Here is a 13,593-nt window from a genome sequence, read left to right as displayed (position 1 = left end):
CGAGGCGAACGGTAAGGGGCTCGGTCCATTGGACCGAGCCCCTTACCGTTGCGCCGACACCTACCCCAGGGCGCGCACCCCGGCCGTCACCGCAACGGCGGCCCCGACGACGACAAGGAAGGGCGCGCGAAGGACCAGGGCGACAGCCGCCGCCGCAAGTCCCGCTCCCCTGGCGTCGAGGACGAGCTGCTGTCCGTCACCGAACGTCTGCTGTGCGGTGAGGGCCGCCAGCAGCGCGACGGGCAGGAGCGCGGCAAGCCGCTGCACGAGGGGACGCTCCAGCGCTCCGGCGGGCACGAGCAGCCCCAGGAGCTTCGCGAGATAACAGCCCGCGGCCGTGAGCCCGATGGCGATCCAGACGTTCATCGGCGGGGCTCCTCGTCGTTCGTCGGCACGGTCTTTCCGCCGCGTCCGCGCCCCATCAGGAAGAGCACGACGGGCGCGGCGAGCGCGGAGAGCAGGACCGGCAGCCCTGCGGGCAGTACGGGCAGGAGCCCTAGGGCGAGCAGCACCGCGAGAGCAGCCGTGACCCGTTCCGTGGTGCTCTTCAGCATCGGCGCGAGCAGCGCCAGGAAGACCGCGGGGCTCGCCGCGTCCAGCCCCCACGCGTCGGTGTCACCGAGCGCCTCGGCGCCGAGCGCCCCCACCAGGGTGGTCAGGTTCCACAGGACGTACAGGGTGAGCCCGGTGACCGTGAAACCGATCCGGGCGGCCCGTCGGGTGGGCTGGGGCAGGGTGACGGCGGTCGTCTCGTCGATGACCCACTGCGCGGCGAACGGTCGTACGGCCCGGGGCAGCGCGAGCAGTTGCGAGAGCCGCAGGCCGTAGAACGCGTTCCGCACGCCGAGGAAGAAGGCTCCGGCCGCCGCGGTGTACGGGTTCCCTCCCGCCGCGAGCGCACCCACCAGGGCGAACTGCGAGGCGCCGGTGAAGACGAGAAGGCTGAGCGCGCAGGTCTGGAGAAGAGTCAGTCCGGAACCGGCCGAGGTGACCCCGAAGGCGAATCCGGAGAGCCCGACGGCGATACCCACGCCGAGCGCGTCCCGTACGACCTCCGCATCGCGCTTCGGCCCACCGGCCGGACCGGCGCCGGGCAGCGCGGTACCGGGCGTCTCCCTGCCGGGCGCCCCGGTCACTCGTGCGTCCGGGCCGTCGGCGGTACCGCCGACCGAGCGGGCGCTTCCTGGGGGTGCTGTCTGTTCTGCCACGCCCGGAACGCTAGGCGGGGACGTCCGTACCCGTCTTGTACGTTCTTGCGCGCTCGCGCTGGTACGCCCCCGGGGGCACTCCCACGATCCGGGTGAAGTGACGATTGAGGTGGGGCTGATCGGTGAAGCCGACGGCGACAGCTGCCTCGGCAGGTGCGGTGCCTCCGTCCAGCATGCTGCGGGCCCGCCTCACCCGGGCATCGGTGAGCCAGGTGTGCGGGGGCATCCCGTACTGCTTCTTGAACGCGCGGAGCAGCGCGAACGGGCTCGTCCCGAGCTCGGCGGCGAGCGTCTCCAGCGTCGGCGGGTCGGCCATCCGCTCCTGGAGCGCCGCCCGGGCACGCGCCGCGTCCCGGGCACCCGCCGAGTGCGGCACCGGGGTGGGCAGCACACCGCCGTGGCTGCCGAGGAGCCGGGCGACCAGGACGCGGAGCACGCTGTCCGCCGCAAGGGCGTTGCCCTCCTCGGCGGCCCGGTGGACCTCGGTGATCAGCCTTGCCGCGTGCGGGTCCATCACGCTGGTCTCGCCGAAGCCGACGGTGCCGCGCAGGTTCGTCATGTCGGCCGCTATGTCGTTGACCACCTGTGCGGAGGGGTAGAGCGTCGCGTACACCCAGCCCTCGGGGACGCCTGCACGGGCGGTGTGCGGCACCTCCGGATTGATCATGACCACGGCTCCGGGACCCGCGTGCACGGTGCCGCCGGGCAGACCGACGTCCTCGACTCCCTGCGTGATCGTGCCGAAGACGTAGCCCTCGTGGCTGTGGCGCCGGAAGGTGTGGCGTACGTAGCGGGCACGCAGCAGATCCAGCTCGGGCAGCTCCGCGTACTGCCAGTACCGTGCCCACTCCTTCTCCGTCCCCGCTGTCGCCATACGCGAATTCTCGCAGGTCCGGGTCCCGGCCGGCTGATCCCGGTCACCGCCACGACCCGCCGGCACCGGCCGTTGTCAGTGGTGAGGTGCACGATGGGGGACATGGCCGGTAGCGCACTCGATTCCTTCTCGCCCGCGACCCGCGGCTGGTTCACGGGGGCCTTCAGCGCGCCCACGGCGGCACAGGAAGGTGCCTGGCGGGCCATCGCCGAGGGTTCGGACGTGCTGGTGGTCGCGCCGACCGGCTCGGGCAAGACCCTCGCCGCGTTCCTCGCCGCGCTGGACCGGCTGGCCGCCGTCCCCCCGCCCGCCGAGGCGAAGAAGCGCTGCCGTGTGCTGTACGTGTCACCGCTCAAGGCCCTCGCCGTGGACGTGGAGCGCAACCTCCGCTCGCCCCTGACGGGCATCCGCCAGGAGTCCGTACGGCTGGGGCTCCCCGAGCCCGAGGTGCGCGTCGGGATCCGCTCCGGCGACACCCCGCCCGCCGAGCGCCGCTCCATGGCGACCAGGCCGCCGGACATCCTGATCACCACACCCGAATCGCTGTTCCTGATGCTCACCTCGTCGGCCAGGGAAGCCCTCGCGGGCGTCGAGACGGTGATCCTCGACGAGGTGCACGCCGTCGCCGGCACCAAGCGGGGCGCCCATCTCGCCGTGTCACTGGAGCGCCTCGACGAGCTGTTGCCCAGGCCCGCGCGACGGATCGGTCTGTCCGCGACCGTCCGCCCGGTCGACGAGGTGGCACGGTTCCTGTCGCCCCAGCGGAAGGTGGAGATCGTCCAGCCACCCTCCACCAAGCAGTTCGACCTGTCGGTCGTCGTGCCCGTCGAGGATCTGGGAGAGCTCGGCGGCTCCCCGGCAACCGACGGCGGAGCGGACCAGGCCGAGAAGCCGTCGATCTGGCCCCATGTCGAGGAGCGGATCGCCGATCTCGTCCAGTCCCACCGCTCCACCATCGTGTTCGCCAACTCCCGCCGTCTCGCGGAACGGCTCTGCAACAGGCTCAACGAGATCGCCTACGAGCGGGCGACCGGCACCGTGTTCGACCCGGACGCCGCACCCCTGCCCGACGCCCACTCCCCCGCCGAGATCATGGCCCAGTCCGGCGCCGCCAAGGGTGCCCCGGCCCTGCTCGCCCGCGCCCACCACGGCTCGGTCTCCAAGGAACAGCGCTCCCAGGTCGAGGAGGACCTCAAGGCCGGGCGGCTGCCCGCCGTCGTCGCCACGTCCAGCCTGGAGCTCGGCATCGACATGGGTGCGGTCGACCTGGTGATCCAGGTCGAGTCGCCGCCGTCCGTCGCCTCCGGACTGCAGCGGGTGGGCCGGGCCGGGCACCAGGTGGGTGCCGTCTCCACCGGAGTGGTCTTCCCGAAGTACCGGGGCGACCTCGTCCAGGCGGCCGTGGTCACGGAGCGCATGCGCGAAGGAGCCATCGAAGCCCTGCGGGTGCCGTCCAATCCCCTGGACGTGCTCGCCCAGCAGTTGGTCGCCATCGTCGCGCTGGACACCTGGCAGGCCGACGACCTCCTCGCCCTGGCCCGCCGTGCCGCCCCCTTCGCCTCGCTCCCCGAATCCGCGTTCACAGCGGTGCTCGACATGCTCGCCGGCCGCTACCCGTCCGACGCCTTCGCGGAGCTGCGCCCCCGCGTGGTGTGGGACCGCGTCGCCGGTACGGTCACGGGCCGCCCGGGCGCCCAGCGGCTCGCCGTCACCTCCGGCGGGACGATTCCCGACCGGGGGCTCTTCGGGGTCTTCCTCGCCGGGTCCGACCCGAAGAAGGGCGGTGGGCGCGTCGGCGAGCTGGACGAGGAGATGGTGTACGAGTCCCGGGTCGGCGACGTCTTCACGCTGGGCACCACGTCCTGGCGGATCGAGGACATCACCCGGGACCGGGTCCTGGTCTCCCCCGCCCCCGGCGTCCCCGGCCGACTGCCGTTCTGGAAGGGCGACCAGCTGGGCCGCCCGCTGGAGCTGGGCCGCGCACTGGGCGCGTTCCTGCGGGAGATCGGGGGCCTGTCCGCGGAGGACGCCAGAGCCAGGCTGCTCGCCGCCGGCCTGGACGAATGGGCCGCCGACAACATCCTGTCGTACCTGGAGGAACAGGTCCGCGCCTGCGGACACGTCCCGGACGACCGGACCATCCTCGTCGAGCGGTTCCGGGACGAGCTGGGCGACTGGCGGGTCGTCGTGCACTCCCCCTTCGGGGCCCAGGTGCACGCTCCGTGGGCCCTGGCCCTCTCCGCCCGTCTCGGCGAGCGGTACGGGATGGACGCCCAGGTCATGCACGCCGACGACGGCATCGTCCTGAGACTTCCCGACGCCGATCTCATGGGCCTCGATCTCCTCGACTTCGATCCGGCACCGGACGCCGGCGGCGACCGGGGCCTCGCGCTGCCGGACGCCGCCTTCGACAGCGAGCAGGCACCCGTCGGTGCGACCGACGTCGTCTTCGACAAGGGCGAGATCGGTCAGATCGTCACCGACCAGGTGGGCGGCTCGGCGCTGTTCGCCTCCCGGTTCCGCGAGTGCGCCGCACGCGCGCTGCTGCTGCCCCGGCGCAGCCCCGGCAAGCGCACGCCTCTCTGGCAGCAGCGCCAGCGCGCGTCCCAACTGCTTCAGGTCGCTTCCGAGTTCGGTTCGTTCCCGATCGTCCTCGAAGCGGTCCGTGAATGCCTCCAGGACGTCTTCGACGTCCCTGGCCTGACGGAACTGATGGGCGACCTCGAAGCCCGGCGCATCCGCCTGGTGGAAGTGACCACCCAGGAGCCGTCGCCCTTCGCCCGCTCCCTCCTCTTCGGCTACGTCGCCCAGTTCCTGTACGAGGGTGACTCCCCCCTCGCCGAACGGCGGGCAGCGGCGCTCTCCCTCGATTCTCACCTCCTCGCCGAACTGCTCGGCCAGGCGGAGCTGCGCGAACTCCTGGACCCCGAGGTGCTGACCGAGCTGGAGCGGGAGCTCCAGTGGCTGACCGAGGACCGGAGGATCAAGGACGTCGAAGGGGTCGCCGATCTCCTGCGCGTCCTGGGCCCGTTGACCGACTCCGAGCTGGCCGAGCGCGGCGCGCAGCCGCAGTGGGCACCGGAACTGGCATCGGCCCGCCGGGCCATTCAGGTGCGCATCGCCGGAACCCCCCACTGGGCGGCGATCGAGGACGCCGGCCGCTTGCGCGACGCCCTGGGCACAGCGCTCCCCGTCGGTGTTCCGGAAGCGTTCACCGAACCGGTGAAGGACCCCCTCGGTGACCTCCTCGCCCGCCACGCCCGTACGCACGGCCCGTTCACGTCCACACAGGCCGCCGACCGTTTCGGCCTGGGCACCGCCGTCACGGACGGAGCCCTGCAGCGGCTTTCCGCCTCGGGCCGGATCGTCCAGGGCGAGTTCCACCCGGCCGGCATCGGCCAGGAGTGGTGCGACGCCACGGTCCTGCGCCGACTGCGCCGCCGCTCGCTCGCCGCGCTCCGCCACGAGCTGGAGCCGGTACCCCCCGCGGCCCTGGCGACCTTCCTCCCCCAGTGGCAGCACCTCGGCGACAACAGCCTGCGCGGGATCGACGGACTGGCCCGCGCCATCGAGCAGTTGCAGGGAGCCCCCGTTCCCGCGTCGGCGCTGGAGAAGCTGATCCTGCCGAGCCGTGTCTCGGGCTACACCCCCGCACTCCTCGACGAGCTGACGACGACGGGCGAGGTCGTCTGGGCCGGCGCGGGCGCTCTCCCCGGCAAGGACGGCTGGCTCTCCCTGTACCTCGCCGACAGCGCACCCCTGCTGCTCCCCCCGCCGCACCCCCTCGAAGAATCGGCGCTGCACGAATCGGTCCTGACCACCCTCTCCGGCGGATACGGCCTGTTCTTCCGCCAGATCGCCGACCAGGTCCGCGCCACCACCCACCCGGACTGCACCGATCCCCAACTCGCCGACGCCCTCTGGGACCTCGCCTGGTCGGGACGTCTCACCAATGACACACTCGCCCCGCTGCGTGCGCTCCTCGGCTCCGGCCGCACGGCGGGTTCCACGGCCCACCGGGCCAGACGCAGCGTGCCGCGCGGACGTTACGGCTCGCTGACCGCCTCCGCGCGCCCGGCCTCCCGGACCGGCCCACCCACGGTCTCGGGCCGCTGGTCCCTGCTCCCCGCTGCCGAACCCGAACCGACCCACCGGGCGCACGCGCTGGCCCGGACACTCCTGGACCGCCACGGCGTGGTGACGCGCGGAGCCGTCCAGGCCGAGGGCGTCGAGGGCGGCTTCTCCGCGACGTACCGCATCCTCGCCGCCTTCGAGGACAACGGGCAGGCGCGTCGCGGCTATGTCGTCGAGGGCCTCGGAGCGGCCCAGTTCGCGATGGAGGGAGCCGTGGACCGGCTCCGGGCAGCGTCCACGGCCCGCGACCGCACGGACCCGGGCAGCGCCCGGCGCGCAGTGGTTCTCGCCGCGGCCGACCCCGCCAACGCGTACGGCGCCGCCCTGTCCTGGCCCGAACCACCGGACGGGGCGGGACACAAGCCCGGCCGCAAGGCAGGCGCGCTCGTCGTCCTGGTCGACGGCGAACTGACGCTCTACATGGAGCGCGGCGGGAAGACCCTGCTGGCCTGGCCGACCGACCCCGACGACCCCGACGACCCCGCGCTCCGGGCAGCGGCCGAGGCACTGGCCTCCGCGGCGCGGGCCGGGGCTCTGGGCACCGTCACGGTGGAACGCACCAACGGCGCCTCGTCCCTCACGTCTCCCCTGGGCCGCACCCTGGAAGCGGCCGGCTTCCTCGCCACCCCGAGGGGCCTGCGCCTGCGCGCCTGAGCGCAGGTGCTCCGCCTGCCGAACCGAACACGGCCGCGTCACACCGCCCGGGGAACACGCCGTCCCACACCCCGGCACCGCACAGACCCAGGCCCCCGTACCCCGTACCCCGCATCATGGAGACATGCCCGAAGGAGACACCGTCCTGCAGACCGCCGAGCGTCTGCACAAAGCGCTCGCAGGTCAGGTCCTCACCCACGCCGACCTCCGCGTCCCGCGCCTCGCCACGGTCGACCTGACCGGCCGGAAGGTCCTCGACGTCACCCCGCGCGGCAAGCACCTCCTCACGCGTATCGAGGACGGCCTGACCCTCCACAGCCACCTGCGCATGGACGGAGCCTGGCGCGTCTACGCGGCCGGCGAGCGCTGGCGCGGCGGACCCGCCCATCAGATCCGCGCCGTCCTCGGCAACGCCACGCACACAGCCGTCGGCTACCGCCTCCCCGTCCTCGAACTGCTCCGCACCCGCGACGAGGAGAAGGCAGTCGGCCATCTCGGTCCCGACCTGCTCGGCCCCGACTGGGACGCCGACACCGCCCTGCGCAATCTGCTCGCCGATCCGGACAGACCGCTCGGGGAGGCGCTCCTGGACCAGCGCAATCTCGCGGGCATCGGCAACGTCTACAAGTGCGAGCTCTGCTTCATGGCCCGCGTCACCCCCTGGCTCCCCGTCGGCGAACTCCCCGCACCCCTCGCGGCCCGCCTGGTCACCACCGCCAAGCAGCTCCTCGAAGCCAACCGCGACCGTCCCACCCGCACCACCACGGGCCCCACTCCCGCCTTCGGCGGCCCCCGTGCCGCCGCCCGGACCCGCTCGCAGGAACGTCTCTACGTGTACGGCCGGGAGCGCCGTTCCTGTCTGCGCTGCGGCACACCCATCAGGAAGGCCGACGAAGCCGGCCGCCCCACCTACTGGTGTCCGCACTGCCAAGCAGGCCCCACAGCATAGTTGACGACCCATCAGATTCGGTCGTACGGTCCCGTCATGGCCCTCTCCGCGTACGACCTCACCGGCCGGTCCGCGTTCGTCACCGGCGCGGCAAGCGGCATCGGCCGCGCAAGCGCCGTCCTTCTCGCCGAAGCGGGAGCCACGGTCCACTGTGCGGACCGGGACGAGAAGGGCCTGCGCGCGACCCAGGAGCTCATCTCCGGCTCGGGCGGCGCGGCTCACACCCACGTCCTCGACGTGACAGACCGTAGTCAGGTCCGGTCCGCGGTCGCGCGGGCCGGCGAGGTGGACATCCTGGCCGCCGTCGCCGGGATCATGCACACGAGCCTCGTCCTCGACACCGAGGACGAGGACCTCGACCGGGTCATGGCGGTGAATTTCAAGGGCGTGCTGTACGCCTGTCAGGAAGTCGCCCGGAGCCTCATCGCCCGCTCCGCACCCGGGTCCCTGATCACCATGGCCTCGGGCGCCATCGACGCCGCAAGCCCCGGTCTGCTCTGCTACAGCACCGCGAAGGCTGCGGTCGTCCAGCTGACCAGGACGCTCGCCACCGAACTCGGCCCGCACACCATTCGCGTGAACGCCGTCGCCCCCGGCTGGGTCCGCACGCCCATGACCGACCGCCACGACGCGGACCAGCAGCACCGGGCGGAAGCCGCGATGGTCCGCATATCCCCGCTGGGCCGGGTCGGGGAACCGCTGGACGTCGCCCACACCGTCCTGCACCTCGCATCGGACGCCTCGGCCTTCATGACCGGTCAGATCCTCCGGCCGAACGGTGGCGTCGCCATGCCCCGGTGACGCGTCACGGCTCCACGTCCCCCACGCCGCCCTCGCCCGTACCCTCTCGCGCCCCGGCAGACCCCGACCCCGTACCCTCTCGCGCCCCGGCAGACCGCGACCCCGTACCCTCACGTGCCCCGGCAGACCGCCGCCCCGCACCGGCCGGCCGGGCGCTCGCCGTCACATGGACCGGCAGAAGACTCAGCCCCCACCCGCCCGCCGCCACCGCGCCCTCGATCACCCCGGCGTGCTCCGGCTCCAGCACCAGCCGCAGCACGGCCCACCACCACAGCCCACCGAGGACGAGCGCCGGCACCCATCGCCGTGTCATGGCTGCCTCCTCCGGCCGACGCTAGTCCGGCACGATCACCCGGCGGGAGGGCGTACCGGTGTGACACCGGGGCGCACAGCGAGGACGGACCCGATTCCGCGCGCCTGCCGCCCGCCACCTGCCACGTACTGCCACAGGGGCGTCGTCCTGACACGACCCCGGAGAACCGGGGCCCCTCCTGGGCAGTTTCCCCCGAGACCGACGGGGCTGCATCCGAACAGCCCCCACACCCGCTCCCCGGCGCACCAGGCACACGCAGAAGCCCCGGCCCACCCCAACTGGGGCGGACCGGGGCTTCCGGTTCACGCATGACCGCGCGGATCAGGCGGCGACGACATCCACCGCTTCCGCGGGCGCCTTGATTGTCACCCGGCCCGTCGGCACACCTGCCACCGACGAAACGGAGACGGAATTGAGCATCGGGCGTACCGGTACAGGTACCGGATCACTGGCTGCTGCCGACTCGGCCAGTTCAGCCAGCGACAGCTCATCGCTCACTTCACGCATGAGCTCGGACATCCGTACGTCAAGCGCGTCGCAAATCGCGGAGAGCAGCTCGGAGGATGCCTCCTTCTGCCCCCGCTCCACCTCGGACAGATAACCGAGCGAGACCCGGGCGGACGAGGAGACTTCGCGCAGAGTACGGCCTTGGCGCTGGCGCTGCCGACGCAGCACGTCACCAAGCAGGCGACGGAGCAGAATCATCGGTGGCTCCCTCCTCGGACCGCGTAGCCGCATCCTTCACGCCCCACCGTACCGCCTTGCGCTGCGGCCGTGCGGGGAGCGATGTCGTGTTCACTCAGGGCTGCAAACATCAATTCCCCCCGATCTGTTCCGTATCCTGTGCCCTCGCATCTTCACCGAGTTCTCCGGACAGCAGCTCGAGCACGCTCCGTACACTCTCTTTACGGATGTCCGCCCGCCCGCCGTTCAACCGCAGCGCCGCGACTTTCTCCACGCCCCCGGGCCCGGAAACCGCCACATAGACCGTGCCGACCGGCTTGCCGTCCTGCTGCTCCGGACCCGCGACCCCAGTCGTCGAGAGGCCCCAGTCCGCTCCCAGCGCCTGCCGCACTCCCGCGGCCATGGCGAGGGCCACGTCCGGATCAACCGCGCCGCGCTCGGCCAGAAGAGGTCCGTCGACGCCCAGAAGGTCCCTCTTGAGGGTGGTGGCGTATGCCGTGACCGACCCCCGGAAGGATTGTGAGGCGCCTGCCACGGAGGTGATCTCGGCCGCGACCAGGCCACCGGTCAGCGACTCGGCGACGGCGAGAGTCTCGCCACGCTCCACGAGCCGCCCCAGTACCCGGGCCGCGGCGGTCACCGCTCGGCCTCCGCCGGGCCCCGTGCATCGGCGCCCGCGCGGGAAGCCGCGCCGGCGTCCACGTCCGCGGGCCTCTCGGGCCCCGGCACGTCCGCAGGGCCTTCCGGCCCCGGCAGATCCGCGGCGTCCGTGCGGATCTCCGGCCCGGACGCGTCCGCGACGGCTGCGGTCCTGTCGGCCCCCGTCACGTCCGCGGCGGACGTGACGGCCTCCAGGGCCGCGACCCGCTCGGCCGCGAGCCCCTTGCGCCGCAGCACCACGGCCTGGCGCACGTAGTCGAGTCCGGTGAGCACCGTCAGCACGACGGCGATCATCATCATCCAGAAGCGGAGCGTGGCCAGCGGCCCCGTCAGCACCAGCACGTACATGCCGACGGCCGTGCCCTGCGCGAGCGTCTTCAGCTTGCCGCCGCGGCTGGCCGGGATCACCGCGTGCCGGATCACCCAGAAGCGCATCAGCGTGATGCCGAGCTCCCGAAAGAGGATCACGCCCGTGATCCACCAGGGCAGATCACCGAGAACCGATAGACAGATCAGTGCCGCGCCCATGATCGCCTTGTCGGCGATGGGGTCGGCGATCTTCCCGAAGTCGGTGACCAGGTTGTACCGGCGTGCCAGATGGCCGTCGAAGAGGTCGGTGATCATGGCGACGGCGAACGCGGCCCAGGCGAAGGAACGCCAGACCGGGTCGTAGCCGCCGTTGTGGAGCAGCAGCATCACGAAGATCGGCACGAGCAGGAGCCGCACCATCGTGAGGATGTTCGCGATGTTCCACAGGCTGGCCTGGTTGACGGCCGCAGTGCCCAGCTTGCCGCCGCGGACCGGCTTCGCGCCGGACCCGCCTGCCGCGGATGCCGGGACTCCGGTCATCTGGCCACCTCCGCGAGCTCGTGGTGTTCGGCCACGAGGTCCACTCCCTCGGTACCTACGACCTTTGCCTCGACCATAAGGCCCGGCACGAGACCCTCGCGTGTGGTGAAGACGACCTGTCCGTCCGTTTCGGGCGCCTGGTGTGCCGCACGGCCCACCGCGACCGGACCGTCCTCGTCGTCGTCCACGGATTCGACGAGCACCTGGAGGGTCTCGCCGATCCGCTCCTCCGCACGCTGCGAGGTGAGCTCCTCGGCCAGCTGCGAGATGTGGGCGAGCCGCTCGGCGATGACGTCGGCGTCCAGCTTGTTCTCGTAACCGACCGCTTCGGTGCCCTCCTCGTCGGAGTACCCGAAGACGCCGATGGCATCCAGCCGGGCTCCGGTGAGGAAGCGTTCCAGCTCGGCGAGGTCGGCCTCGGTCTCACCCGGGAAGCCCACGATGAAGTTCGACCGCGCGCCCGCCTGCGGCGCCTTGCCGCGGATCGTGTCCAGGAGCTCCAGGAAACGGTCCGTGTCGCCGAAGCGGCGCATGGCCCTCAGCACCTCGGGTGCGGAGTGCTGGAAGGAGAGGTCGAAGTACGGAGCGACCTTGGGCGTGGACGTCAGGACGTCGATCAGGCCGGGCCGCATCTCCGCGGGCTGGAGGTAGCTGACCCGGATCCGCTCGATCCCCTGGACGTCCGCGAGCTCCGGCAGCAGGGTCTCCAGCAGCCGGATGTCGCCGAGGTCCTTGCCGTACGAGGTGTTGTTCTCGGAGACGAGCATGACCTCCTTGACGCCCTGCTCGGCCAGCCAGCGGGTCTCGCCCAGGACGTCGGAGGGACGTCGGGAGATGAACGAGCCGCGGAAGGACGGAATGGCGCAGAAGGAGCAGCGGCGGTCGCAGCCGGAGGCGAGCTTCACCGAGGCGACGGGGCTCGTGCCGAGCCGGCGGCGCAGCGGGGCCCGGGGGCCGGAGACCGGGGCGACACCCTCCGGCAGGTCCTCGGGGGCCGCGAGGACCTCCTGGGCGTGGCCGGGAAGGGCCACGGAGGCGTCCTGGCGCTCGGCCGGGCTGATCGGGAGCAGCTTGCGCCGGTCACGAGGCGTGTGCGAGGCGTGGATGCCGCCGTTGAGGATCGTCTGCAGCCGGTCGGAGATGTCGGCGTAGTCGTCGAACCCGAGCACCCCGTCGGCCTCCGGCAGGGCTTCGGCGAGGTCCTTGCCGTAGCGCTCGGCCATGCAGCCGACGGCGACCACCGCCTGGGTTCTGCCGTGGTCCTTCAGATCATTGGCTTCGAGGAGGGCATCGACGGAGTCCTTCTTGGCGGCCTCGACGAATCCACAGGTGTTGACGACGGCGACATCCGCGTCGGAGGCGTTCTCGACGAGCTCCCAGCCGTCCGCTGCCAAGCGGCCTGCAAGCTCCTCCGAGTCCACCTCGTTACGGGCGCAGCCGAGAGTGACAAGGGCGACGGTACGGCGTTCGGGCATGGACTCAAGACTACTTTGTCCCGGCACTGCCCCCGCCGTGCAGGGTTCCCCCCTTACAGGCAGTGACAAAGCAGTGAGCGCCCGGCATGACTGCCGGGCGCTCACTGTGGTGGAACCGTAGGGTCAGCCCGCTTCGGGGTCACCCTTGGTGTACGAGAGCCGTTCGACCTGGCCGGGCTCGAACTGGTCCTCGACCTTCTTGCCGTTCACGAAGAGCTCGATCGCCCCGGCGTCGCCGAGGACGAGGTCGATGCGCTCCTTGTCCTGGAAGGTCTTGGACTGGCCCTGGAGCAGCAGCCCGTCGAAGAGCAGCCGTCCGTTGTGGTCCTTGGCGGAGATCCAGCTCTTGCCCTGTACGGCGCTGAGCTTGACCGTCACCTTGTCCCGGGGAGCTGCCGCGATGGCGCTTTCGGAGGGCACGGGCTTGGGATCGGATGGCTTGGTGGTGGTGGGCTTGGGAGTGGTCTTGTCGGGGGTCGAGCCCTCGGCCACCTGCGCCGTGCTCGGGCCGTTGTCCTCACCGCTGAACAGGGTGAAGCCGACGAAACCGACGACGACGACGATGGCCGCGACCATGGCCGCGGTCCAGTTGGGCCGTCGGGGTTCCGAACGGATGCGTTCGGCCTCGAACAGCGGCGCCGCGGGGGTGGGAACGGGACGGCCGCCGTGCTCGTCGTCGAACTGGGCGACCAGGGGGTCCGGGTCGAGACCGACGACACGGGCGAACGTGCGGATGTGACCGCGCGCGTAGACGTCGCCGCCACAGCGCGAGAAGTCGTCCTCCTCGATCGCGTGCACGATGGGGATGCGCACCCGGGTGGAGCTGCTGACTTCCTCGACCGTCAGACCTGCGGCGATACGAGCCTGCTGGAGCACGCGACCGATCGAAGGCCGGTCGTCTTCGGGGGAGTTGCCGATGGACACGGGGGCGCCTTTCGAGCGTGAGCCACCTGCTGGATGTTCAGTCTAGGGGGGGTACGAAAGGGTGGGGC

Annotated in this window: 12 protein-coding genes; 3 read left to right on the top strand and 9 right to left on the bottom strand. The window is 71.8% G+C overall.

The window, feature by feature from the left end; translation table 11 throughout:
* Nucleotides 1-60 precede the first annotated feature (60 nt).
* From OG230_RS26420 to OG230_RS26410, 3 genes are read right to left on the bottom strand one after another with little or no spacing between them, the layout of a single operon-like run.
* On the bottom strand, nucleotides 61-366 hold the full coding sequence (locus tag OG230_RS26420) for an AzlD domain-containing protein (protein ID WP_328906202.1): 306 nt from the start codon (nucleotides 364-366) through the stop codon (nucleotides 61-63).
* Nucleotides 363-1,208: an AzlC family ABC transporter permease gene (locus tag OG230_RS26415; protein WP_443051382.1), complete on the bottom strand. Its 846-nt coding sequence runs from the start codon at nucleotides 1,206-1,208 to the stop codon at nucleotides 363-365. The genes OG230_RS26420 and OG230_RS26415 overlap by 4 nt, the downstream gene beginning before the upstream one ends.
* 10 nt (nucleotides 1,209-1,218) lie before the next feature.
* Nucleotides 1,219-2,082 (bottom strand): AraC family transcriptional regulator, encoded by an 864-nt coding sequence (locus OG230_RS26410; protein WP_328906201.1) that lies wholly within the window; start codon nucleotides 2,080-2,082, stop codon nucleotides 1,219-1,221.
* 102 nt (nucleotides 2,083-2,184) lie between these two features.
* On the opposite strand from OG230_RS26410, the gene OG230_RS26405 reads away from it, so the two are divergent.
* The 3 genes from OG230_RS26405 to OG230_RS26395 all read left to right on the top strand — a co-directional run bounded on the left by OG230_RS26405 (nucleotide 2,185) and on the right by OG230_RS26395 (nucleotide 8,620).
* Nucleotides 2,185-6,870: a DEAD/DEAH box helicase gene (locus OG230_RS26405; protein WP_328906200.1), complete on the top strand. Its 4,686-nt coding sequence runs from the start codon at nucleotides 2,185-2,187 to the stop codon at nucleotides 6,868-6,870.
* A gap of 124 nt (nucleotides 6,871-6,994) precedes the next feature.
* Complete coding sequence (locus OG230_RS26400) at nucleotides 6,995-7,819, top strand: Fpg/Nei family DNA glycosylase (protein ID WP_328906199.1); 825 nt, start codon at nucleotides 6,995-6,997, stop codon at nucleotides 7,817-7,819.
* Nucleotides 7,820-7,855: 36 nt separating this feature from the next.
* The gene (locus OG230_RS26395; protein ID WP_328906198.1) at nucleotides 7,856-8,620 is read left to right on the top strand and encodes an SDR family NAD(P)-dependent oxidoreductase; all 765 of its coding nucleotides are present in this window, start codon (nucleotides 7,856-7,858) and stop codon (nucleotides 8,618-8,620) included.
* 4 nt (nucleotides 8,621-8,624) lie between these two features.
* Here OG230_RS26395 and OG230_RS26390 read toward each other — a convergent pair whose 3' ends face one another.
* The 6 genes from OG230_RS26390 to OG230_RS26365 all read right to left on the bottom strand — a co-directional run bounded on the left by OG230_RS26390 (nucleotide 8,625) and on the right by OG230_RS26365 (nucleotide 13,525).
* Nucleotides 8,625-8,933: a hypothetical protein gene (locus OG230_RS26390; RefSeq protein WP_328906197.1), complete on the bottom strand. Its 309-nt coding sequence runs from the start codon at nucleotides 8,931-8,933 to the stop codon at nucleotides 8,625-8,627.
* 321 nt (nucleotides 8,934-9,254) lie between these two features.
* Nucleotides 9,255-9,638: a helix-turn-helix domain-containing protein gene (locus tag OG230_RS26385; RefSeq protein ID WP_069169097.1), complete on the bottom strand. Its 384-nt coding sequence runs from the start codon at nucleotides 9,636-9,638 to the stop codon at nucleotides 9,255-9,257.
* Nucleotides 9,639-9,747: 109 nt separating this feature from the next.
* Nucleotides 9,748-10,257: a CinA family protein gene (locus OG230_RS26380; RefSeq protein WP_328906196.1), complete on the bottom strand. Its 510-nt coding sequence runs from the start codon at nucleotides 10,255-10,257 to the stop codon at nucleotides 9,748-9,750.
* Nucleotides 10,254-11,126, bottom strand: coding sequence for a CDP-diacylglycerol--glycerol-3-phosphate 3-phosphatidyltransferase (pgsA, locus tag OG230_RS26375; protein ID WP_328906195.1), 873 nt, complete (start codon nucleotides 11,124-11,126; stop codon nucleotides 10,254-10,256). Before pgsA ends, OG230_RS26380 begins: the two co-directional genes overlap by 4 nt.
* A complete protein-coding gene (gene rimO, locus OG230_RS26370) occupies nucleotides 11,123-12,601 on the bottom strand; it encodes a 30S ribosomal protein S12 methylthiotransferase RimO (RefSeq protein WP_328906194.1) in 1,479 nt (492 codons plus the stop codon). The genes pgsA and rimO overlap by 4 nt, the downstream gene beginning before the upstream one ends.
* Nucleotides 12,602-12,724: 123 nt before the next feature.
* Nucleotides 12,725-13,525, bottom strand: a complete 801-nt coding sequence (locus OG230_RS26365; RefSeq protein WP_328906193.1) for a helix-turn-helix domain-containing protein — start codon at nucleotides 13,523-13,525, stop codon at nucleotides 12,725-12,727.
* Between the last annotated feature and the right edge of the window lie 68 nt (nucleotides 13,526-13,593).

The organism is Streptomyces sp. NBC_00234, assembly GCF_036195325.1.
Lineage (GTDB): Bacteria > Actinomycetota > Actinomycetes > Streptomycetales > Streptomycetaceae > Streptomyces.
The sequence above is the reverse complement of the archived record's forward strand: the minus strand, read 5'-3'. Positions and strand labels throughout refer to the sequence as shown.

Excerpts from the sequence above, each read along its gene's own strand:
- OG230_RS26405 (WP_328906200.1), top strand. The coding sequence starts at position 2,185 with ATGGCCGGTAGCGCACTCGATTCCTTCTCGCCCGCGACCCGCGGCTGG.
- OG230_RS26400 (WP_328906199.1), top strand. The coding sequence starts at position 6,995 with ATGCCCGAAGGAGACACCGTCCTGCAGACCGCCGAGCGTCTGCACAAA.
- rimO (WP_328906194.1), bottom strand. The coding sequence starts at position 12,601 with ATGCCCGAACGCCGTACCGTCGCCCTTGTCACTCTCGGCTGCGCCCGT.
- OG230_RS26420 (WP_328906202.1), bottom strand. The coding sequence starts at position 366 with ATGAACGTCTGGATCGCCATCGGGCTCACGGCCGCGGGCTGTTATCTC.
- OG230_RS26390 (WP_328906197.1), bottom strand. The coding sequence starts at position 8,933 with ATGACACGGCGATGGGTGCCGGCGCTCGTCCTCGGTGGGCTGTGGTGG.
- pgsA (WP_328906195.1), bottom strand. The coding sequence starts at position 11,126 with ATGACCGGAGTCCCGGCATCCGCGGCAGGCGGGTCCGGCGCGAAGCCG.
- OG230_RS26395 (WP_328906198.1), top strand. The coding sequence starts at position 7,856 with ATGGCCCTCTCCGCGTACGACCTCACCGGCCGGTCCGCGTTCGTCACC.
- OG230_RS26410 (WP_328906201.1), bottom strand. The coding sequence starts at position 2,082 with ATGGCGACAGCGGGGACGGAGAAGGAGTGGGCACGGTACTGGCAGTAC.
- OG230_RS26385 (WP_069169097.1), bottom strand. The coding sequence starts at position 9,638 with ATGATTCTGCTCCGTCGCCTGCTTGGTGACGTGCTGCGTCGGCAGCGC.